The 19,027-nt window shown below is 65.5% G+C and carries 17 protein-coding genes, 1 tRNA gene and 1 pseudogene; 7 read left to right on the top strand and 12 right to left on the bottom strand.

Translation table 11 applies throughout. The features are described 5' to 3' along the window. Positions 1-146: 146 nt before the first annotated feature. From QAZ22_RS02510 to QAZ22_RS02495, 4 genes and pseudogenes are all read left to right on the top strand, one after another. Positions 147-1,250 (top strand): LacI family DNA-binding transcriptional regulator, encoded by a 1,104-nt coding sequence (locus QAZ22_RS02510; protein WP_278205418.1) that lies wholly within the window; start codon positions 147-149, stop codon positions 1,248-1,250. Between the two features lie 87 nt (positions 1,251-1,337). Continuing rightward, on the top strand, positions 1,338-1,628 hold the full coding sequence (locus QAZ22_RS02505; protein ID WP_278205417.1) for a DUF1778 domain-containing protein: 291 nt from the start codon (positions 1,338-1,340) through the stop codon (positions 1,626-1,628). Continuing rightward, a complete protein-coding gene (locus tag QAZ22_RS02500) occupies positions 1,628-2,155 on the top strand; it encodes a GNAT family N-acetyltransferase (protein ID WP_278205416.1) in 528 nt (175 codons plus the stop codon). Before QAZ22_RS02505 ends, QAZ22_RS02500 begins: the two co-directional genes overlap by 1 nt. A 148-nt stretch (positions 2,156-2,303) precedes the next feature. Next, positions 2,304-3,103, top strand: a pseudogene (locus QAZ22_RS02495) (class I SAM-dependent methyltransferase). 267 nt (positions 3,104-3,370) lie between these two features. Here the strand turns inward: QAZ22_RS02495 and QAZ22_RS02490 are convergent. The 7 genes from QAZ22_RS02490 to iolE form a co-directional block, all read right to left on the bottom strand. After that, the gene (locus QAZ22_RS02490; protein ID WP_278205415.1) at positions 3,371-4,309 is read right to left on the bottom strand and encodes a sugar phosphate isomerase/epimerase; all 939 of its coding nucleotides are present in this window, start codon (positions 4,307-4,309) and stop codon (positions 3,371-3,373) included. Positions 4,310-4,339: 30 nt separating this feature from the next. Further along, on the bottom strand, positions 4,340-5,332 hold the full coding sequence (gene iolG / locus QAZ22_RS02485; protein ID WP_278205414.1) for an inositol 2-dehydrogenase: 993 nt from the start codon (positions 5,330-5,332) through the stop codon (positions 4,340-4,342). 64 nt (positions 5,333-5,396) lie between these two features. Further along, complete coding sequence (locus tag QAZ22_RS02480; RefSeq protein ID WP_278078097.1) at positions 5,397-6,215, bottom strand: carbohydrate ABC transporter permease; 819 nt, start codon at positions 6,213-6,215, stop codon at positions 5,397-5,399. Beyond that, on the bottom strand, positions 6,212-7,117 hold the full coding sequence (locus QAZ22_RS02475; protein ID WP_278205413.1) for a sugar ABC transporter permease: 906 nt from the start codon (positions 7,115-7,117) through the stop codon (positions 6,212-6,214). Before QAZ22_RS02475 ends, QAZ22_RS02480 begins: the two co-directional genes overlap by 4 nt. Beyond that, positions 7,117-8,430, bottom strand: coding sequence for an extracellular solute-binding protein (locus QAZ22_RS02470; protein WP_278205412.1), 1,314 nt, complete (start codon positions 8,428-8,430; stop codon positions 7,117-7,119). The genes QAZ22_RS02475 and QAZ22_RS02470 overlap by 1 nt, the downstream gene beginning before the upstream one ends. After that, positions 8,427-9,524 (bottom strand): ABC transporter ATP-binding protein, encoded by a 1,098-nt coding sequence (locus QAZ22_RS02465; RefSeq protein ID WP_278205411.1) that lies wholly within the window; start codon positions 9,522-9,524, stop codon positions 8,427-8,429. Before QAZ22_RS02465 ends, QAZ22_RS02470 begins: the two co-directional genes overlap by 4 nt. Before the next feature lie 15 nt (positions 9,525-9,539). Beyond that, a complete protein-coding gene (gene iolE / locus QAZ22_RS02460) occupies positions 9,540-10,451 on the bottom strand; it encodes a myo-inosose-2 dehydratase (protein ID WP_278205410.1) in 912 nt (303 codons plus the stop codon). Positions 10,452-11,006: 555 nt separating this feature from the next. On the opposite strand from iolE, the gene QAZ22_RS02455 reads away from it, so the two are divergent. Beyond that, entirely contained in the window at positions 11,007-12,545 is a 1,539-nt protein-coding gene (locus QAZ22_RS02455) for a PLP-dependent aminotransferase family protein (RefSeq protein WP_278205409.1), read from the top strand. A gap of 612 nt (positions 12,546-13,157) precedes the next feature. Here the strand turns inward: QAZ22_RS02455 and QAZ22_RS02450 are convergent. Both QAZ22_RS02450 and QAZ22_RS02445 read right to left on the bottom strand, forming a co-directional pair. After that, positions 13,158-13,640 carry an SRPBCC family protein gene (locus tag QAZ22_RS02450; protein WP_278205408.1) on the bottom strand — a complete coding sequence of 161 codons (483 nt, stop codon included), beginning with the start codon at positions 13,638-13,640 and terminating at the stop codon, positions 13,158-13,160. Next, complete coding sequence (locus tag QAZ22_RS02445) at positions 13,637-13,954, bottom strand: metalloregulator ArsR/SmtB family transcription factor (RefSeq protein WP_278205407.1); 318 nt, start codon at positions 13,952-13,954, stop codon at positions 13,637-13,639. Before QAZ22_RS02445 ends, QAZ22_RS02450 begins: the two co-directional genes overlap by 4 nt. A gap of 175 nt (positions 13,955-14,129) precedes the next feature. Between QAZ22_RS02445 and QAZ22_RS02440 the strand changes: the two genes are divergently transcribed. After that, complete coding sequence (locus QAZ22_RS02440) at positions 14,130-15,368, top strand: carboxymuconolactone decarboxylase family protein (protein WP_278205406.1); 1,239 nt, start codon at positions 14,130-14,132, stop codon at positions 15,366-15,368. Between the two features lie 48 nt (positions 15,369-15,416). On the opposite strand, the gene QAZ22_RS02435 is transcribed toward QAZ22_RS02440, so the two are convergent. Both QAZ22_RS02435 and QAZ22_RS02430 read right to left on the bottom strand, forming a co-directional pair. Further along, positions 15,417-15,493, bottom strand: a tRNA-Arg gene (locus tag QAZ22_RS02435). A gap of 188 nt (positions 15,494-15,681) precedes the next feature. Beyond that, positions 15,682-16,620: a DUF1003 domain-containing protein gene (locus QAZ22_RS02430; protein ID WP_278205405.1), complete on the bottom strand. Its 939-nt coding sequence runs from the start codon at positions 16,618-16,620 to the stop codon at positions 15,682-15,684. A 465-nt stretch (positions 16,621-17,085) separates the two neighbouring features. On the opposite strand from QAZ22_RS02430, the gene QAZ22_RS02425 reads away from it, so the two are divergent. Continuing rightward, on the top strand, positions 17,086-17,535 hold the full coding sequence (locus QAZ22_RS02425; RefSeq protein ID WP_278205404.1) for a universal stress protein: 450 nt from the start codon (positions 17,086-17,088) through the stop codon (positions 17,533-17,535). 272 nt (positions 17,536-17,807) lie between these two features. On the opposite strand, the gene QAZ22_RS02420 is transcribed toward QAZ22_RS02425, so the two are convergent. After that, positions 17,808-18,863 carry a D-alanyl-D-alanine carboxypeptidase family protein gene (locus QAZ22_RS02420; RefSeq protein ID WP_278205403.1) on the bottom strand — a complete coding sequence of 352 codons (1,056 nt, stop codon included), beginning with the start codon at positions 18,861-18,863 and terminating at the stop codon, positions 17,808-17,810. Between the last annotated feature and the right edge of the window lie 164 nt (positions 18,864-19,027).

Below are 19,027 nucleotides of genomic sequence, written 5' to 3'. Positions count from 1 at the left end.
TATTTTTCGTTGACAGGCGGCGCGGCTGGCGAGGAAGATGGCGTATCGATAATAGTTATAAATCACGCGCGTTTCCGATAAATGCGCTGACCTCGATCATCTTGCCGCTATCGCTTCGACAGCCGGCAGGGTTTTGGGAAACGACCATGAGCGAACCGACGGAACTGCGTGATCCTCCGGAGACGTCCAGGCGACGCACCGCCAAGCCCAAGGGTCGCGTCACCATGACCGACATAGCAAGGGCCGCCGGCTGCTCGCAGGCGACGGTCTCCTTCGTGCTCAACAATTCGCCGGGTATCAGGCTGTCGCAGCAGACGCGCGACCGGGTGATCGAGGCGGCGAGAGCGCTTGGCTACTCGCCGCCGGTCTTTTCGGCGCTCCGCCCGCCCGTCGCGCCCTTCGAGGGGCTGGACGGCGTCATCGGCTTCGCAGTCGACCAGCTCGCCACCAGCCCCGAGGCAGTGGTCGCCATCGAGGGCGCGCGCCAGGCTTCGTGGAATGCCGGCAATGTGCTCCTGGTAGCGCAGACCATGGGCGATGCCGTGATGGAGCCGCGCGCCATTTCAGCGCTCACCCGGCGAGGCATCTCGGCGCTGATCTACATGACCATCTTCACCCGCGAGATCACGGCGCCCGAGTTTCTTTACAGTCTCGACATCCCGGTCATCCTGCTCAACTGCTACACCGCCGACTATGCCTTCCCGGCCGTGGTGCCTTCCGAAATCGCCGGCGGCCAGAGCTCTACCCGGCACCTGATCAGCCACGGCCACCGGCGCATCGCCACCATCACCGGCGAGCCCTGGATGCAGGCGGCGCAGGATAGGCTGAAAGGCTATCGCCGCGCTTTAGCCACCGCCGACATCCCTTTCGATCCGGAGCTGGTGGTCGAGGGCGACTGGTCGGCCAGCGCCGGCTATGCCGCGACGGTGAAGCTGCTTGCGCTCGAGGACCGCCCGACCGCCATCTTCTGCCAGAACGATCGCACGGCGATCGGTTGCTACGAAGCGCTGAAGGAAGCCGGCCTGCATATCCCGCAGGACATTTCGGTGGTCGGCTACGACGACGAGGAGATTGCCCGCCACCTTTTCCCGCCGCTGACGACGTCGATCCTGCCGCATCTGGCGATGGGCCAATGGGCGATCGAGCAGCTGGAGACCCCGCCGACGCCCGGCCACGGCCGCTACCCGATCACCAAGCTGGAATGCCCGCTGGTGGAGCGGGAGAGCGTGGCGACCGTGAAGACAGGATGAGCGATCCCAGCCTGCTGGCCGCTCTGCGTTGTATTGACATTGTCGTGACAATAGCTAGATATCCGATCCTGAACAGGAGGATTTTCGATGGCGCAGTCCAGTCGCGACGCAGCGCGCAAGGATGATGTGATTCAGATCCGCGCTTCAGCGGGGATGAAGGCTGTTCTTAGCCGCGCCGCGAGCTTGCGCGGGCAGAAACTGTCGGAGTTCATGCTCGACAGCGCCCGCAAACAGGCGGAGGAGACCATCCTCGATCAGCGCGCCTTCTTTCTCGACGCCGATGCGCATGAGAAATTTCTCGATCTGCTCGACACGCCCAGCAAACCGTCCGAGGAACTTCGCGCGCGGATGACGCGCAAGCCGGCCTGGGAGCGCTGATGCCCGCTGGGCAACTGCAAGTCCGCCCTCCGGAACGGCTGACCGTCGGCCACGACGTTTCCGAATTTCGCAACGGCAAGCATCCATCCCTCGACGACTGGCTGCGCAATCGCGCCTTGGCCGGCGAGGGCCTGTCAGCCCGAACCTATGTCGTCTGTGACGCGGACGCGAACGATCGCGTCGTCGGCTATTACGCGATCTCGACGGCGATGGAGGAGCGGGTTGCGCTGCCAAGCGCACGGCTGCGGCACGGCATGCCCGAGCAAATCCCTTTGCTGCTGATCGGCCGTCTGGCCGTCGATCAGGCGTTCCAGGGAGTAGGCTTAGGCAGCGACCTGCTTTCGGATGCGCTGCGGCGCTGTCTAGCGGTCTCGGACATTGCCGGGGTTCGTGCCGTGGTGACGCATGCGATCGACGATGAAGCGATGGGTTTTTATCAACGGCACGGCTTCATTGGGTCTCCGCTTGGCGAGCGGGTGATGCTGATGCCGATAGAGACGGTGCAGGCGCTGCTTTCGAAAGCTTGAGGCTGATGCATAGATTGGCCACCGTGAAATTGCCCACACAGGCGCCGGCACGCATTGCGCTATTCTGCGTTCGATACCGTCGATTGCTCTGCGCTTGGCAGCAATGCCGTCGAGACTTAGCTTGGACGCATAACCAGGGAGGGCCTTGATGACATCGAGCTTCACCGTTCACGCGGCGTCCGGCTATGAGCAGCTCATGGGGCGCTGGAGCCGCAGGCTGGCCCCCAAGTTCATCGACTTCGCCGGCCTGGCCAAAGGCGAAAAGATCCTCGACGTCGGCTGCGGCACCGGCAGCCTGACCTTCGAACTGACGAAATCCGCCGATCTCGCCGAGATCCGAGCAATCGACTTCTCGCCGGTCTTCGTCGCGGCGGCGAAGGAGAGGAACACCGATCCACGCGTCACCATCAGTCAAGCCGACGCCACTGCGCTGCCCTTCGCGGACAACACATTTGACCGCGCCCTTGCCCTGCTCGTGCTGCACTTCGTTCCGGAAGCCGGCAATGCGGTGGCCGAGATGCGCCGCGTGGTGCGGCCGGGCGGCGTGGTCGCTGCCGTGGTCTGGGACCATCTCGGCGGCATGACGGGCATGCGCATGATGATCGACACGGTGGCGGCGCTCAGCGAGGCCGGGCGCCAGATGCGCAATCGCTATTGCTTCCAGCCGATGATGCAGCCCGGCGAGATGCAGCGGACCTTTGTCGAACAGGGCTGGCAGACGTCAGCGAAACCGAGCTGACGATCCGTATGGACTACCAGAACTTCGATGACTACTGGGCGCCGATCGGCGCCGGCGAAGGCCCGCTCGGCAAGTTCATGACCACGCTGGATGCGGCGGAGCGGACGCGCGTCGAAGCCGCCGTCCGCGATGCCTATGAGGCCGGACGGCCGGATGGGCCGAGATCCTTCGCCAACGTTGCGTGGGCCTGCAGGGGGATCGTGCCCTGACCTTCAGCCCGATCTGAGCTGCGCGCGCACGGCGTCCCGGAAACTGCGGAAGTTCGAATAGCCGAGAAGCGTCAGCAGCCTGATCAGCGTGGTGGTTGGAAGCCGGGGCCTCGGCCATGCCGGCCGCCGTCATGAAGGCGGCGTCGGCCCATCGGCTGCGCAGGAAATCGCCGAGCGCCGGATGCTTGGCGACGAGCTTGGGCTCGCACGCCAGCGCCGCGACCAGGCTCGGCGGCGGCATCGGCCTTGCGAGGCGATCCGCCTGCATCAAGCCAGATTGATGGCGACGTTGCGCAGCAACGCCACGGATTTGCGCATGCCTTCCATCGGCGACAGCATCATGTCCTCGTGCTCGATGGAGAGCACGTCATCGTAGCCGACCTGCTTCAGCGCGACACAGAACTGCCGCCACCAGGTCTCGCCGTGACCATAGCCCAGCGTGATGTAGTTCCAGGCCCGATCGGCATAGTGGTTCGGCGGACGCGCATCGAGCACGCCGTCGACGGCTGCCGGTATCGGTTCGATGCGCGTATCCTTGGCATGCACATAGTAGATCGCCGAGCCGAGCTTGCGCACGGCGGCGATTGGATCGGCGCCCATCCAGAGCGGGTGGCTCGGATCGTAGTTCGCGCCGACGGTTTCGCCGACGGCATCTCGAAGCCTAAACAGCGTCTGGACGTTGTAGACGGCCTGATGACCATGCAGCTCCAGGCACAATTTGCCTATGCCGAGATTGTTCGCGAAGCTGACGAGATCGCGCCAGTAGGGAATGATGCACTCGTCCCACTGGTAGCGCTGGATTTCGGCGCATTCGGGCGGCCAGTCGGTGATGATCCAGTTGGGGTTGGCATCGCCCGGGCCGCCGGGCAAGCCGGACATCATCACCACGCGATCGATCCCCATCAGGCTCGCCAGCCGGATCGTGTCCTCGGTCATCTGACGGTGCTTCTTGCCCTGCGGTCCCGGATGCAGCGGGTTGCCCGAGCAGTTGAGGGCAGCGATTGTCAGCCCGTGGTCGCGGACCTTGGCGACGAATTCGGCGCGGGTCAAAGCGCTGTCCAGCATGGCCGCGAGATCGATGTGCGGCGCCGACGACCAGTTGCCGCAGGCGAATTCCAGCGTCTCCAGGCCAAGTTCGGCCGAGGCGTTGAGCATCTCGTCGAAGGAAAGGTTGCCCAGGCTGTCGGTGATCATGCCGATCTTCATTTTCAGGACTCCCGAGTTGAGACCATCCGCTCAGAGCTTCACAGGCTCGAACCTGCCGGATCTGGCGGAGGCAAGCGCCGCCTCGCAAAGGATCATGGCCTTGCGGCCGTCGCCGGCGGTGACGGCGGGCTTCCTGCCGGTTTCGACGCAGGTGATGAAATGATCGATCTCGGCGGCGTAGGACTCGGCGTAGCGTTCGACGAAGAAGTAGTAGGGCTTGTCGCGCGATATGCCTTTGCCGCCGTACATCTCGACCGAGGTCGGCAGCCGGTTGCCGGCCTGCAGCATGCCCTCGGCGCCATGCACCTCGATGCGCTGGTCGTAGCCGTAGGCAGCCCTGACGCTGTTGTTGATGTGGCACTGCCGGCCGGACGCGGTGCGCAGGATGAACATCGCGGTGTCGTAGTCGCCGAGCTTCCTGTATTGCGGCGCCACCAGCGAGGAGCCGGTTGCAAAAAGCTCGGCCGGCTCCTCGCCAAGCAGGTTTCGCGCCATATCGAAGTCGTGGATGGTCATCTCGCGGAAGACGCCTCCGCCCCCGGCCAGCGCTTCCTCGGTTTCGGGTTCGGGGTCGCGGCTGGTGATGATGACCTGCTCGACGGCGCCGATCTCGCCGGCGGCAAGGCGCTCCTTCAGCGCCCGGAAGCTCGGATCGAAGCGGCGGTTGAAGCCGATCTGGAACGGCACGCCGGCTTTCTCGACCGCGGCCAGGCACTCGTCCGTGCGCTCGAGATCGAGATCGATCGGCTTCTCGCAGAAGATCGCCTTGCCTTTTGCCGCCGCTGCCATGGCGAGCTCGGCATGCGTGCGCGTCGCGGAAGCGATGAACACCATCTTCACCGACGGGTCGTTCATCACGGTGTCGGTGTCGGCTATCCCGGCGCCGGTGGCGGCGGCGACCTTGGCGGCCGCTTCGCGATTGGGATCGACGATGTAGCGCAGCCGCACCCTTGGATGGCGCGCCAGATTGCCGGCGTGCACACGGCCGATCAGCCCCACTCCGAAAAGACAAACATCTATCATGCGCTTCGACTTTCCTGTCGGGCCGCCCTGTCGCGCGACAGCCAGGTTCATGTTTCGCCGGCGCTCATTTCACCGCGCCCATGGTGAGCCCGCGCACCAGATGGCGTTGCACCAGGAGCGCGAAGAAGACGATGGGCAGCGCGCCGATGACGCCGGCCGCCGCCATCGAAGCCCAGTCGGTGTCGATGCGGCCGATCAGCGTCGCCGTGCCGCGCGGCATGGTCATCGCGCGCGGCGTCGCCGTCAGCGCCAGCGCGAACAGGAACTCGTTGAAGGTGACCAGCACGGCGAAGATCGCGGTCGCCGCTAGCCCGGGGGCCGCCAGCGGCAGGGTGATGCGGCGGAAGGCGCCGAAGCGCGAATCGCCGTCGACCATCGCGGCTTCCTCGAGATCGACGGGGATCTCGCGGAAGAAGCTTTCCATCATCCAGACGCAGAAGGTGACGTTGAAGGCGGTGTAGGTGGCGATCAGGCCGAGCCAGGTATCGAGCAGGCCGAGGCTCAGCATCAAGAGATAGACCGGGATCAGGATGACAACCGGGGGGATGATGCGCAGCGTCAAAAGAAACAGCCCGACCTTGCCCTCCATGGCGAAAGGCAGGCGGAACCTGACGATCGCATAGGCGCCCATCGCGCCGACGACCAGCGCGATGGCGACGGAGAAGAAGGTCACCACCAGCGAGTTCGTCAGGTAGGAACCGAACTGCTTTTCGGTGAACAGCCGGACATAGTTGTCGAGCGTCGGCACGTGCGGATAGAGCGTGCCTTCCTGCGTGATCTCGCGGTTGGACTTGAGCGAGGTGGAGACCAGCCAGTAGATTGGCAAAAGCACGACGGCCAGGACGAAGAGGGTCGTGACGATGCGCGCCAGACGGGTACTCATGACGCGTCGATCCTGCGCAGAAGCCGGATGGCGCTGAAGGCGAGCGCGAGCACGACGAGGCCGATCGTCACGAACAGCGCCGCCGCGTAGCCGGTCTGCTGGAACTTGAACGCGGTGTCGTAGCCGTAGATCGAGATCAGCCTCGTCGCCTCGCCCGGCCCGCCACGGGTCAGCACGAAGACCTGGTCGAAGGTGCCGAAGGCATCGATGGTCCTGAGCACAATGGCGACCGCCAGTACCGGCCGCATCATCGGGAACGTCAGATCGGCAAAGACGCGCCAGGCGCCGGCGCCGTCGACCCGCGCGGCCTCGAACGGTTCGTGCGGCAGCGATTGCAGCCCGGCGAGCAGGATCAGGAACATCAGCGGCGTCCACTCCCAGACGTCGAGCACGACAAGGCCGATGAAGGCGTTGAGCGGGTTGCCGAGGATCTGCGCTTCGCCGCCGCCGATGGCTTCCGACAGCGCCGTCAGCATGCCGGCGTCGCTGGCGTAGATCAGGCGGAAGACGATGGCGACGACGACCGGCGTGATCACCATCGGGATGATCAGCACCGTCCTGAGCAGGCGGATGCCGCGAAATTCGCGCAGGCAAAACAGCGCTAGCGCAAAGCCCAGCACCGCCTCGAACGACACCGACAGCGTGACGAACTTCACCGTGATCCAGAGCGCGTTGAGGAACTGCGTGTCGCTCCACAAATGCACATAATTCTGCAGGCCGACATCGGAGATCGGCGAGCCGTAGCGGTAGGCCCTGGTGCTGGCCCTGAGGCCGTCCCAGAGCGGATAGACGAGCACGCCGAGCACGATCATCAGCCCCGGCGCCAGCATGAGATATGGGAGGGCGAGGTCGAGCCCCGCCCCCTGCAGGCGATATTTGCGCGCCTGCGCTGCGCCTTGCATCAGTAGTACCCGGCCGTGGTCAGATAGTCCTTGACCTGCTTGGCGGCCGTGTCGAGCGCGGCGCCGCCGCCGGAACCGGCCTGCAGTGCCTTGTTGAGCTCGATGCCGAGCAGTTCCTCGACCTTCGCCCAGTCGGGCGTGCGCGGCCTCGGCAGCGCGCCGGCGTCGAGCTGCCTGAGGGCGACCGGGATCAGCCGGTTGCCCGGCTTGGCGATGCCGAAAGCGCTGCGCTTGACCGGGATCGAGCCCGCTTCCGACAGCTTGGCCTGGGTCTCGGCCCTGACATACCACTTCAGGAACTCGATCGCGTTCGCCTTGTTGGGCGCCGATTTCGGCACGCCGGCGATGAAGATGCCCATCTGCGCGATCGCCTTTGCCTGGCTAGGCACGACGCCGAAATCGAGCTTGCCCGCCACCTTGGTCTGAGCGGGATCGTCGGCCTTCAGCGCATTGCCCGAATACTGGATGATGGCGCCGGCCTCGCCGCCGAGGATCGCCGCCCCTTCCTGGTCGGAGTCGAACTCGACCACCCCACTCGGCGCGTTCTGCTTCATCGTGCCGACGAAGAAGTCGGCGGAGGCCTTGCCTTCGGCCGAGTTGAAGATCGGGTTCCACTTGTCGTCGAAGAAGGAGCCGCCGAACGACAGGAAGACCGGATACCAGCTGGTGACGATCGGGTTGCCCGAAACGCCGCGGAAGACGACCGGGTATTTGATCTTGCCGGCGGCGACGCCTTCCTTGCCCTTTGCGATCACCTCGTCCCAGGTCTTGGGCGCGCCGCCGGTGAAGACGTCGTTGCGGTAGGTGAGCGTCTGCAGGTCGCCGACGAAGGGCACGCAGATCAGCGTCGGCTTGGCGTTCTCGAAGCCCTTGACGCGCGGCCCTTGCTGCGGCGGCCAGTAGCCCATGTCGATCATCGAGCCGATCCAGTCCTTGTCGGAGCCGTCGATGCCGCCGGCGCCGAGATCCTCGAGCACGTTGGCGGCGCCGAACTGCGGCACCCATGGATCGTCGAGCAGATAGAGGTCGTACTGGCCGGCGCCGCTCTGGGCGTCGGCGAACCACTTCTCCAGCGTCACGCCATATTCATCCTCGAGGAATTCGATGTCGAAGCCCTGCTCCTTCGCCAGCGGGATGATCTTCTGCTTGAAGGGCGTCAGCCCGCCATCGGCGAAGGCGCCGATGATGACCTTCTTGCCGGCTGCCCTGGCGGGCATGGGCAGACCGAGCGTGGTGAGGGCCGTGGTGGCTAAAGCCAGGCCAAGCCCGCCCTTGATGACGGAGCGGCGAGTAAGTCTGCTGGAATGCATCATTTCACTCTCCCATTGCTGTTGACCCTGTGGACGGCGGTGAGGCCGGCCGAATTGAAGAAACAGGCGTTCGCCGGGTCGAAGGCGACGCCGATGCTTTCGCCGACCGCGCCCCTGAAATCGCGGCCGGCCCGTACCGAGACGTTGCCGCCTTCGAGGCGGACATTGACCAGCGTCTCGTTGCCCATCGGCTCGACGACGTAGATTTCGCCGGGCAGCGCGCACGGTTCGCCTGGCTGGGCGACGCTGCAGTCTTCCGGGCGCAGCCCGATCTCGACGATCTCGGCCTGGCGGCATTGGGTGAGCCGCGTTTGCTCCAACGGCACGATCCTGGCGCCGACCTTCACGCCTTGCTCGGCGAGTGCCGCCGGCAGGATGTTCATCGGCGGGTTGCCGACGAAGGTGGCGACGAAGCGGTTTGCCGGACGGTCGTAGACCTCGATGGGCGGCGCCATCTGCTGCAGCTCGCCGCCATGCATGACGGCGACCAGGTCGGCCATCGTCAAGGCCTCGACCTGGTCGTGGGTGACGTAGATGGTGGTGGCGCTGAGGCGCTGGCAGAGCCGCTTGATCTCGCCGCGCATGGTGAGCCGCAGCCGCGCGTCGAGATTGGAGAGCGGCTCGTCCATCAGGAAGGCCGCCGGGTCGCGCACGATGGCGCGGGCCAGCGCGACGCGCTGGCGCTGGCCGCCGGAGAGCTGGCGCGGCCGGCGGTCGAGCAGATGGCCGATTTCGAGGATCGAGGCGACCTCGCCGATCTTGGCCTTTCGCTCCGCGTCCGGCGTGCCGCGGATCCACAGCGGATAGCCGATGTTTTCGGCGACCGTCATCTGCGGATAGAGCGCATAACTCTGGAACACCATGGCGATGTCGCGGTCGCGCGGCTGCAGCCGGGTGACGTCGCGCTCGCCGATGAAGACCTTGCCGGCGGTCGGCATGTCGAGCCCCGCCAGGATGCGCAGCGCCGTCGTCTTGCCGCAGCCCGATGGGCCGAGCAGCGCGAGGAATTTGTGGTCCGGCACGGCGAGGTCGAGCGATCGCAGCACGTTGAGCGCGCCGAAATTCTTGACCACGTTTCTGAACAGGACCGAACTCATCGCCCCGCTTGTTCCTCAGCCCTTCCGCTCGTCGACGGTGAACCCGGCCTTGCGGGCGAGGTCGCGCAGGTTGCGGTAGCCCATCGTCGCATAGGTCAAGGGATGCGCCTTCGCCGGATCCTGCTCGGCCTCGACCACCAGCCAGCCGCAATAGCCCTTGTCGGCCAGGATTCTCAGCAGGCTCGTATAATCGATCGCGCCATCGCCGGGCACGGTGAAGATGCCTTCCATCACCGCGCCCATGAAGCTCATGTCGGTGGCGCGCGCCTTCTTCAGCACCGCCGGGCGCACGTCCTTGCAATGGACATGGACGACGCGGCCGACATGCCGGCGTAAAAGCTGTTCCGGGTCGCCGCCGGAGAAGGCGCAATGGCCGGTGTCGTAGAGCAGCCCGACGGCCTCGCCGGTGACCTTCATCAGCATGTCGATCTCTTCGTCGGTCTCGACGATCGTGCCCATGTGATGATGAAAGGCCATGCCGACGCCGAAATCAGCAAAACGTTCGGCCAGCCGCGTGATCTTTTCGCCGTAGGGCTTCCACTCTTCGGCCGAAAGCCTTGGCCGCTGCGAGATCGGATCGTGGATCGCGCCATGGCGGCCGCGCGAGGTGTCGGCATAGACGACATGTTTGGCGCCGAGGTCCCTGAGCAGCGTCAGATGCGGCCGGATCGCCTCGAACTCGTCCTCGACCTCTTTCTCGCAGATGCGGCCGTCATACCAGCCGGAAACCAGCGCCAGCCCGTAACGGTCGAGGATGGGACCGAGCATGCGGCTGTCGCGCGGGAACTTGCCGCCGAGCTCCGTTCCCGCATAACCCGCTTGCGCGGTTTCGCCGAGGCAGGTCTCGAGCGGCGTGTCGCCGCCCAATTCCGGCACGTCGTCATTGGTCCAGGTGATCGGATTGATGCCAAGTCGAACTGTGGTCATTGCTCGCTTTCCACCCACGGCCGGAAAGCCGCGCGGTGTGAGTTTCGGGAGGGAAATGGCTGCGGGCGGCAGGAGCAAAGCCCTGCCTCGTTCGTTTGGCCAGACGCCCTCCCAGTTGCCTTGCCCGAACCAGTCCTCTCGTCGACGTCTTACCCCAACGTCAGCAATTGGAGTCTACGCCGCTCTGTCTCCATCGCGAGGTCCAGTTTTCCGGAAAATGAAGGAACCAGTTGTGCGCGCCGGCGGCTGTGGCAGGATGGGGAGGAATCAGGGAGCGGTGTGGCATATGGAAGAGCTACCTAGGCGTCCATCGTTGGCGCGAGGCACCCCCCTCTGGCCTGCCGGCCATCTCCCCCGCAAGGGGGGAGATTGGCAGCTCCGCTGGCGGTGCCATCCTTGCAACGTTGGAGATTGGCGAAAGCCGGGGCGACATCTGATCTCCCCCCTTGCGGGGGAGATGGCCGGCAGGCCAGAGGGGGGTGGGCGGGAACTCGACGCTGCAAAGCGAGCTCCTTGGACGCTTCCGTTGCCAGCAGGCCACAGAGACTAACAGCCATGCGCCCCCTCCATCCCAAGCCCCAGGCCTTCCCGCTCGACATGCTGGCCGTCAACCGCTCGAGCACCGAGCATCTGTCGCGCCAGCTCTATCACGGCCTCGTCGCCATCATCCGCAACCGCACGCTGCCGCCGGGCTCGGAACTGCCTTCGACGCGCGCTTTGGCCGCCGAGCTCGGCCTTGGCCGCAACACCATCGTCTCGGCCTATGACCAGCTCGTCACCGAAGGCTATCTGGCCAACCGCCGGGGCGCGCGCCCGGTCATCGTCGACCTGCCGGAAGGCCCGCGCGAGGCTTTCGCCGAAGCGCCGCCGGTGCCGCTGCGCCGGCCCTCGCGGCGCGGCGAGGAGCTGCTCAGCCAGCCCTGCCACCACGGCAGGCCGGGGCATGTCGCCTTCCATCCCGGCATGCCGGACGCGACGAGCTTTCCTTTCGGCGTCTGGGGCCGGCTGGTGGCGCGCCGCGCCAGCCATGGCGGCGAGACCTTGTTCGGCACCTATGACGTCACCGGCCACCCGGCGCTGAAGGAGGCGATCGCCGGCTATCTCTATTCCGCGCGCGGCGTGCGCTGCCGCCCCGGACAGATCGTCGTCACCACCGGCGCGCAGGCAGCCTTCGATCTGCTCGCCCGCCTTTTGCTCGACCCCGGCGACACGGTGTGGATGGAGGAGCCTGGCTATTACGGCGCCAAGGCCGCCTTCACCGTGGCCGGCGCAAAAATCCTGCCCATCCCGGTCGACCAGGAGCGCGGCTGGCGTCTTGAGCATGATGCCGAAAAGTGGGAACCGGTTTTCGGAGAACGATCATGCTCCAACAAAGTGTCAGACGCGCCGGACTTTTCGCCCCGCCTCGTCTATGTGACGCCGGCCTGCCAGCATCCGCTCGGCATCACCATGCGCATGGAGGAGCGGCTGCGCCTGCTCGACATCGCCGAGACCGCGAATGCCTGGGTGATCGAGGACGATTTCGACGGCGAATACCGCTTTCAGGGCAGGCCCGTGCCGGCGATCCAGAGCATGGATCGCTCCGGCCGCGTCATCTATGTCGGTACCTTCGCCAAGCTCTTGTTCCCGGCGCTGCGCATCGGTTTCATGGTGCTGCCGGTCGAGCTCGCCGGCCGCATCGTCAACGCGATCTCCACCACCGGCCAGTTCGCCCCGCTGCTCTTGCAGGCCGCACTCGCCGACTTCATCACCGAAGGCCATATGAGCCGGCACCTTAAACGCATGCGCCGCATCTACGCCCAGCGCCGCCAGCTTTTCCGCGAGATCGTTTTGGAGCGCCTGCGCGACGAGATCACGCTGTCGCCCGCCGAGGCCGGCATCCAGGTGGTGGGCTATCTGAAGGAAGGCATCGACGACATCGAGGTCAGCCGGGCCGCGGCAAGGAGGGCGATCAACGTTTCGCCGCTGTCGAAATACTTTCAGAACACAGCGCCGACGCAGGGGCTGGTGCTGGGCTACGCGGCGTGCGATGCGGCGCAGATGCGGGAAGGGGTGGAGCGGCTGGCGGCGGCGATCCGCGAGACGCTGGGGTGAGGAAATGGCGCCTCAGAAGGCCAATCGTCAGCCCACTGCGCGGTCACTTGGCTACCTGTTAGGGCAGAGAGACTAAGCATCGAACGTCGGCGGGACAGCGCCCCCCTCTGCCCTGCCGGGCATCTCCCCCACACGGGGGGAGATCGGATGTCGCGCCAGCTTTCGCCAATCTCCAACGTCTCCCAATCTCCAACGTCTCAAAGATGAGCGGGGCGCCGAAGCTGCCAATCTCCCCCCTTGTGGCTAGGCACACATCTTCTGTGACTGGCGTGACTGATCAAGCCAGGGCTTGATTGCCACGTGGTTCCCCCAATCCGTCGCTGCTTCGCAGCGCCACCTTTCCCCCCTCCGGAGGGAAAGGAAGGGAGCCTTGCTGGACGAGCGCTGACGGCAAAAGGCTTGGCGCCCTTCCTCTACCCCGTCGATCGGGGGAGAGGTGGCTCGGCGAAGCCGAGACGGAGTGGGGGTCGACCAGCGCTACATTAGACATGCACGCTATCGCCAAAGACCGGCCGCTTGGAAATGTGTGCATGCCGTAACCCTTGTGGGGGAGATGTCCGGCAGGACAGACGGGGGTGCGAAGGGACTCGATCGTGCAAATCCGGGCTACCGTCAGCCCTGCCGCACCACCTCCGCATAGCGCGCCAGATAAAGCGGCCAGCCCTGATCACCGCCGACGCCGTCGCGCACGCTTTCCCAGCCCTGGCCGTGGCGCTCCAGGTTCCGGTGTTCGAGCTCGACGCGGGTGCGCTCTGCCGTTTCGGCGATAAACCGCACTTCCCATTCGCTGGTCTTGTCCAAGTCGGTCTCGATCCGCCATTGCGGGCTGATGTCCCAGCTCAGAAGCACCCGGTTGGGCGGCTCATAGGCCAGCACCCGCGCCCAGCGGCACTCGCTGCCGTCGACGCCGCGGTCGTAGACGTGGCCGCCGACCCTGGGCTCGAACACCGTCTCGGCGATCTGCACGGCAAGCAGATTGTGCTCGGCCGGCTTGAAGCTGCCGAAGCCTTCGGTGAAAACCTTGAAGGCGCGCTCGATCGGCGCCTCGACCACGACGGACTGCTTCACCGACGCGATGGGGACTCTCGTGTTCATGATCGCTCCTCTGGTGGGGTCTCGACGGCCTCCTTGTAGGCCGCGAGCGTCTGGCTCCAGAACCGGTCGAGCCAGGCGCGCATCTGGCCCAGCCCGTGCGGATCGATGTGGTAGACGTTGCTGGCGCCCTTCGGTTCCGCGCGCACCAGCCGCGAATCCTTGAGCACCTTGAGATGCTGCGACACCGCCGACTGCGACACGGCGACCTGCCGCGTGATCTCCGCCACCGACCGCGGCCGCTCCGCGATCAGCTCGAAGATCTGTCTGCGGGTGGTGTCGCCAAGGGCGGCGAGCTGAGCGCTATCAACAGTCATGACTTATGATAAGTGTAGACTGATGATGGAGTCAAGTGGGCGGCGACTCGGGAGGACCCGATGACGAGGCGCACTACATCGACGTCGGTGTGGGCCTCTCGATATGCGTCGCTGGCGGACCTATGTCCGATGGCTCGACGGCTTGCCGCATGGCCGAAATGCCCGAGACCTCCACATGAAGCGCTTGATAAGGGAGTGCCGACAGACCATGGCTCAAGAAGCGAACGGCACGCGTTTCGAACGCGGCATGGAAGTTCTTCGGCGAATCGGCGGCGAGGGCTTTGACTTGCCGATCAAACGGCTTGCGGAAGCGTCGCCGGACCTGGCGCGTTTTATGGTCGAATACCCTTATGGCGATATTCTCTCCCGCCCGGGACTGGATTTGCCGCTGCGGCAGATATGCACGGTCTCTTGTTTGATGGCGCTGGGCAGCGTCCAGCCGCAGCTCAAGTTTCATATGACAGGCTTCCTCAACGCCGGAGGCAGGCCGCAGGATCTGGTGGAGTTGCTGTTCGTATCCGTGGCGGTCCTCGGCTTCCCTTGCGCCGTCGATTCGATCGCCCTGGTGCGCGAGATCTTCCAGGAACGACGTATCGCTTTCGAAGCCCCGCCGCCGGCAAGCGACGACGGAACACAGCGATACCGGCGCGGCCTGGAAGTCCTCTCGGCAGTCGACGGCGAAGACCATCTGCGGCCTCTTGAGACGATCTCGCCGGAGCTTGCACGCTGGTCGATTGGTTTCGCCTTCGGCGAGGCTTTGTCGCGCGAGGGTCTGGAACCAAAGGCCAGGCACCTAGCCATCATCTCGATGCTCGCGGCGACCGGCAACCGCAACGAAGCTCTCGATTTCCATCTCAAAGCCGCCCTCAAGCAGGGCCTGTCGCCCGCAGAGATTGCCGAAGCGCTGATGCAGCTTAGCGTCTATGCCGGATTTCCCGCCGCACTCAACGCCTTCGGCCTCGCTCGACAGGCCTTCGCGGCAGATCGCGACGCCACGGCGATCACGGCGCCGTCCGCTGCGGCGTCCGAGAGCCGGGAGGTGCGCCGCGCGCGCGGGCTCGCAACGCTTGCACAGACCTCCGCAGCATCCGGCGAGGCCGTCATCCGCAGCTTCGACGACATTGCACCGGATATCGGCCGGATGATCGTCGAGCACTCGTATGGCGATGTTTTCTCAAGACCAGGCATCGATCCCAAGACGCGCGAACTGACGGCCTGCGCGGCCTTGGCCGCGGTCGCGACCAAGACCGCCGAAGCCCCGCTGCGCGTCCACATCAATGCAGCGCTCAATGCCGGCGCGAGCCGCAAGGAGGTGCTCGAAACCCTCCTCAACCTCGTCCCTTACAGCGGCTATCCCGTCGTGCAACAGGCGGTGCGGATTGCCGGCGAGGAGTTCGCCAAGCGCCCCGAATGAAGTTGTTGCTGGCGGGCACCGCCCGCCCTTCCTCGATACCGAGATCGATGGCGCACCCGACAAGATTCGAACTTGTGACCTCTGCCTTCGGAGGGCAGCGCTCTATCCAGCTGAGCTACGGGTGCTTCCCGGGAAACCGGAAAATGAACCGGCCGGTGAGCCGGCCAGCCACGGCTTCTTAGCGGAAGCCGCCCCCGGCTTCAACGGGCAATTGGGGCGGCGAGAAACTTGAAGGCAAAGCTGTGGTCGTGCGCCCACAGGACGTAAGGCAGGCAGCCACCGATTGCCGCAGGCACGTACGGCGGCGCGGCCCTCACTCGGCCACAGCGCCCTTTGCCTCGCTCTTCGCCGCCCGCCGCCTCACGCCCCTTGTCGCCCGCTTCTGCTTCTTCGCGGCCAGCTCATGCATGGCGTCGAGCTGCATCTGCTGCATTTCGGCCAACCGCTGCCATTGGCGCGAGATCAGGTAGTCGAGCTTTTCGTGCAGGTGCCGCACTTCCAGCTCGGCCTTGAGGTTCACCCGGTAGTCGTTGAAGGAGCGCAGCCGGTCCTTCGCTTCCTGCCGCTTCTGGCTCATCATGATCACCGGCGCCTGGATGGCGGCGATGCAGGAGAGCATCAGGTTGAGCAGGATGAACGGGTAGGGGTCGAACGCCCTGGCCTCGCCCTGAAGCAGGTTGAGGCCGATCCAGATCAGAAGCACGGCCGCGAACGAGATCAGGAACCACCAGCTGCCGCCGAACTCGGCCATGGTGTCGGAGACGCGGTCGGCGAAGGAGCGGTGCTCCTCGAACTCCTCTTCCGAGTTTTCCGAGATCGTGTCTTGCCTGGCGATCGATTCCACCACCTGGCGGTCGAGCTCGGAGAATTCGCCATGCTCCTGCTGCAGCAGTTCCTCCATGTAGCGCATGCGGTAGCGGGAAAGCTCCTGGCGGCTGATGCGGGCGCCGCGCGGCAGGTCGGGATGATCAGCGCGGATGCGGTCGGAAAGGCTGGGCCTGAGATCGTCGATGCGCACCAGGTCGCGCTTGCGGAACTTTCTGCCGCTGATCGCCGACGGCTTCTTCTTGGGCTTGACCCGCGCCGCGCCGGGCGGCGTGGGCTCCGAATCCGGCACCTCCGGCGCTTCGAGGATCTCGTCGGCCGCGTCTTGCGCGTCCTCCGGCACGGTGGCCGCCTCGAGATACTCGCCGCCGCTTTCGTTCTCGTTGTCCGCTTGCTTTTGCGCGGATGCCTTCGGGTCGCTGGCCATGGTCAGTGCTCCTGTTCGCGAGGCTTTGCGATACGATACGCCAAGCCGGCGCGGCATATCCATCGCGACTGTGAAGGCCGTGTGACCGAACAAGTTCTTGTGATTGGTGGGGGCGGGAAGCTTCCCAGCCCCGGAGTGTCATCGCGTATGCCGGCCCCGCCCCCCTCCGTCTCGGCTTCGCCGAGCCACCTCTCCCCCGCTTCGCGAGGGAGAGGAACGGGCGCGACCTTATTTCCTCTCCCCCACCTTTTTGGTGGGGGAGAGGTGGCTCGGGCGAAGCCCGAGACGGAGTGGGGGAGCGCCTTTTGCGATTATCCGCGCCCGCTGGCGCCACGATCTACGCCGCCTGGCACCATCCCGCCCCTGTGGCCGGCCGGCGCGACAAACTACATCAAGCCTAAGCCTGCCCCCAATCAGGCTCCCGCCACCAGGGGCGCGTCGCCCCGCAGAAGAGGGACCGCCACCATGTACAAACACATTCTGATCGCCACCGACGGCTCCGAGCTCGCCGGCAAGGGCGTCGCCCACGGCCTGGAGCTCGCCAAGGGCCTCGGCGCCGCCGTTACCTTCGTCACCGTCTCCGAGCCGTTCCCGGCCCTAGCCTGGGGCGGCGCCATGGCCGGATATGTCGCCGCCGACGAGCTCACCAATTACGAGGAAAGCGCGCGCAAATATGCCCGCGCGGTGCTGGACAAGTGCAAGGCCGATGCCGATGCGGCCGGCGTGCGCGCGAAGGTCCTGCATATCGAGAACAAGGCGCCCGCCGAGGCGATCCTCGACACGGCCCGCGCGCAAGCATCCGACCTCATCGTCATGGCCTCGCACGGCCGCCGCGGCATCGGCCGGCTGGTGCTTGGCAGCCAGACCGCGGAGGTGGTGTCGCTGACGGAGATCCCGGTGCTGGTGGTTAGGTAAGGTCTACGGATAGGACGGCGCGCCACTTTCAGTTCGTCATTCTAGGGCGGAGCGACGCGAAACGTCGCGCAGACCCTAGAATCCATTCCGTTACGCCTGCCGAAAAGCGCCGCGATGCAGAACAGAGGACGCCCACGCTGGCGTCTCGGCGTCACTGTCTGAACCGCCTCGACGCTCCTCGGTCACGGAATGGATCCTAGGGTCTGCGCTGCGTCGCTCCGCTCCTTGCTTCGCCCTAGGATGACGAGGCGCTGGACGTCCGCCGCGACGTTCTATTGCGCCGGCAGAAGCGGCGAAGTGGGCGACGCCAAATCCGGCGATGGCAAATCGGACGCCGGCTGGCCCGGCAGCGGCGACGCAGGCGCGGCCGGCGGCGACAGGCCAGGCAACGCCGAGTCTGGCTGCGGCAGACCGGGAAGCGCCGCAGCGGCCGGCTGCTGCCCGGCATACATCAGCTGCGGTTTCGCATCGGCGACGGTCGGCCCCAAACTCCGCTGGATCAGCGCTTCGACATGGTCGTTGCGCTGGCGCGCGCTTTGGGCGCCCATCACCACCACGATCAGATGCCGGCCGTCGGCATTGTAGGAAGTGACGATGTTGTAGCCGGAGGCGCGGATATAACCGGTCTTGATGCCGTCGACGCCGCGCACCCGTCCCAGCATGTCGTTGTGGCCGCGCACCAGCCGGCCGCGGAACATGAAGTCGCTTTCGAAGAAATAGTGGAAATGCTGCGGGAAGCGGTGCTCGAGCGCTATCCCCAGCACCGCCATGTCGCGCGCGCTCGTCACCTGGCCGTCGTCGGGCAGGCCGCAGGCGTTGCGGAAATTGGTGCTGGTCATGCCGAGCTGGCGCGCCTTGGCGGTCATCATGGCGGCGAACTGGTCCTCGCTGCCGCCGCCGAGATATTCGCCCACCGCCACCGCCACGTCGTTCGCCGACTTCACCACCATGGCGCGGATGGCGGAATCGACGTCGATCGTTTCGCCGCGCCTGAAGCGCAGCTTCGTCGGCGGCTGCGAGGCGGCGTGGTCGGAGACCGGGATCTGCGTTTCCTTGCTCACCCGGCCGCTCTCCAGCGCCTCGAACAGCATGTAGAGCGTCATCATCTTGGTGAGCGAGGCGGGGTAGCGCTGCGCCGTCGAATTCACTTCGAACAAGGTCTTGCCGGTCGAGGCGTCGACCACGATCGCCGCGTATTTCTGCGGCTGCGCCGGGACGGTGAGCACGCTTTCCGGCGGCGCCGCGGTGGTGCAGCCGGCGACCAGCACCAGAAAGACAAGCGCGGCGATCAGTTTCTGGAGGAGGAGAAGGGGACGCGGACTGGACAAAATTGTTCTTAAGCTGTTGCTGAGATGCGGCGAAGCTACCGTACCGCGTCCACCGCGTCCATTTGGTTAACGGCGGCATTAAGGCATTTGCCCAGGTTTTGTAGGGTTGAACCGGGTTGCCTTGCCACCGATGACGGCGCTGCCCCTCATCCGCCTGCCGGCAC

The organism is Mesorhizobium sp. WSM4906 (assembly GCF_029674625.1).
GTDB lineage: Bacteria > Pseudomonadota > Alphaproteobacteria > Rhizobiales > Rhizobiaceae > Mesorhizobium.
The sequence above is the reverse complement of the archived record's forward strand: the minus strand, read 5'-3'. Positions and strand labels throughout refer to the sequence as shown.

What these genes read in the sequence shown, in the direction of transcription:
- QAZ22_RS02510 (WP_278205418.1), top strand. Translation starts at nt 147, where the DNA reads ATGAGCGAACCGACGGAACTGCGTGATCCTCCGGAGACGTCCAGGCGA.
- QAZ22_RS02505 (WP_278205417.1), top strand. Translation starts at nt 1,338, where the DNA reads ATGGCGCAGTCCAGTCGCGACGCAGCGCGCAAGGATGATGTGATTCAG.
- QAZ22_RS02500 (WP_278205416.1), top strand. Translation starts at nt 1,628, where the DNA reads ATGCCCGCTGGGCAACTGCAAGTCCGCCCTCCGGAACGGCTGACCGTC.
- QAZ22_RS02490 (WP_278205415.1), bottom strand. Translation starts at nt 4,309, where the DNA reads ATGAAGATCGGCATGATCACCGACAGCCTGGGCAACCTTTCCTTCGAC.
- iolG (WP_278205414.1), bottom strand. Translation starts at nt 5,332, where the DNA reads ATGATAGATGTTTGTCTTTTCGGAGTGGGGCTGATCGGCCGTGTGCAC.
- QAZ22_RS02480 (WP_278078097.1), bottom strand. Translation starts at nt 6,215, where the DNA reads ATGAGTACCCGTCTGGCGCGCATCGTCACGACCCTCTTCGTCCTGGCC.
- QAZ22_RS02475 (WP_278205413.1), bottom strand. Translation starts at nt 7,117, where the DNA reads ATGCAAGGCGCAGCGCAGGCGCGCAAATATCGCCTGCAGGGGGCGGGG.
- QAZ22_RS02470 (WP_278205412.1), bottom strand. Translation starts at nt 8,430, where the DNA reads ATGATGCATTCCAGCAGACTTACTCGCCGCTCCGTCATCAAGGGCGGG.
- QAZ22_RS02465 (WP_278205411.1), bottom strand. Translation starts at nt 9,524, where the DNA reads ATGAGTTCGGTCCTGTTCAGAAACGTGGTCAAGAATTTCGGCGCGCTC.
- iolE (WP_278205410.1), bottom strand. Translation starts at nt 10,451, where the DNA reads ATGACCACAGTTCGACTTGGCATCAATCCGATCACCTGGACCAATGAC.
- QAZ22_RS02455 (WP_278205409.1), top strand. Translation starts at nt 11,007, where the DNA reads ATGCGCCCCCTCCATCCCAAGCCCCAGGCCTTCCCGCTCGACATGCTG.
- QAZ22_RS02450 (WP_278205408.1), bottom strand. Translation starts at nt 13,640, where the DNA reads ATGAACACGAGAGTCCCCATCGCGTCGGTGAAGCAGTCCGTCGTGGTC.
- QAZ22_RS02445 (WP_278205407.1), bottom strand. Translation starts at nt 13,954, where the DNA reads ATGACTGTTGATAGCGCTCAGCTCGCCGCCCTTGGCGACACCACCCGC.
- QAZ22_RS02440 (WP_278205406.1), top strand. Translation starts at nt 14,130, where the DNA reads ATGAAGCGCTTGATAAGGGAGTGCCGACAGACCATGGCTCAAGAAGCG.
- QAZ22_RS02430 (WP_278205405.1), bottom strand. Translation starts at nt 16,620, where the DNA reads ATGGCCAGCGACCCGAAGGCATCCGCGCAAAAGCAAGCGGACAACGAG.
- QAZ22_RS02425 (WP_278205404.1), top strand. Translation starts at nt 17,086, where the DNA reads ATGTACAAACACATTCTGATCGCCACCGACGGCTCCGAGCTCGCCGGC.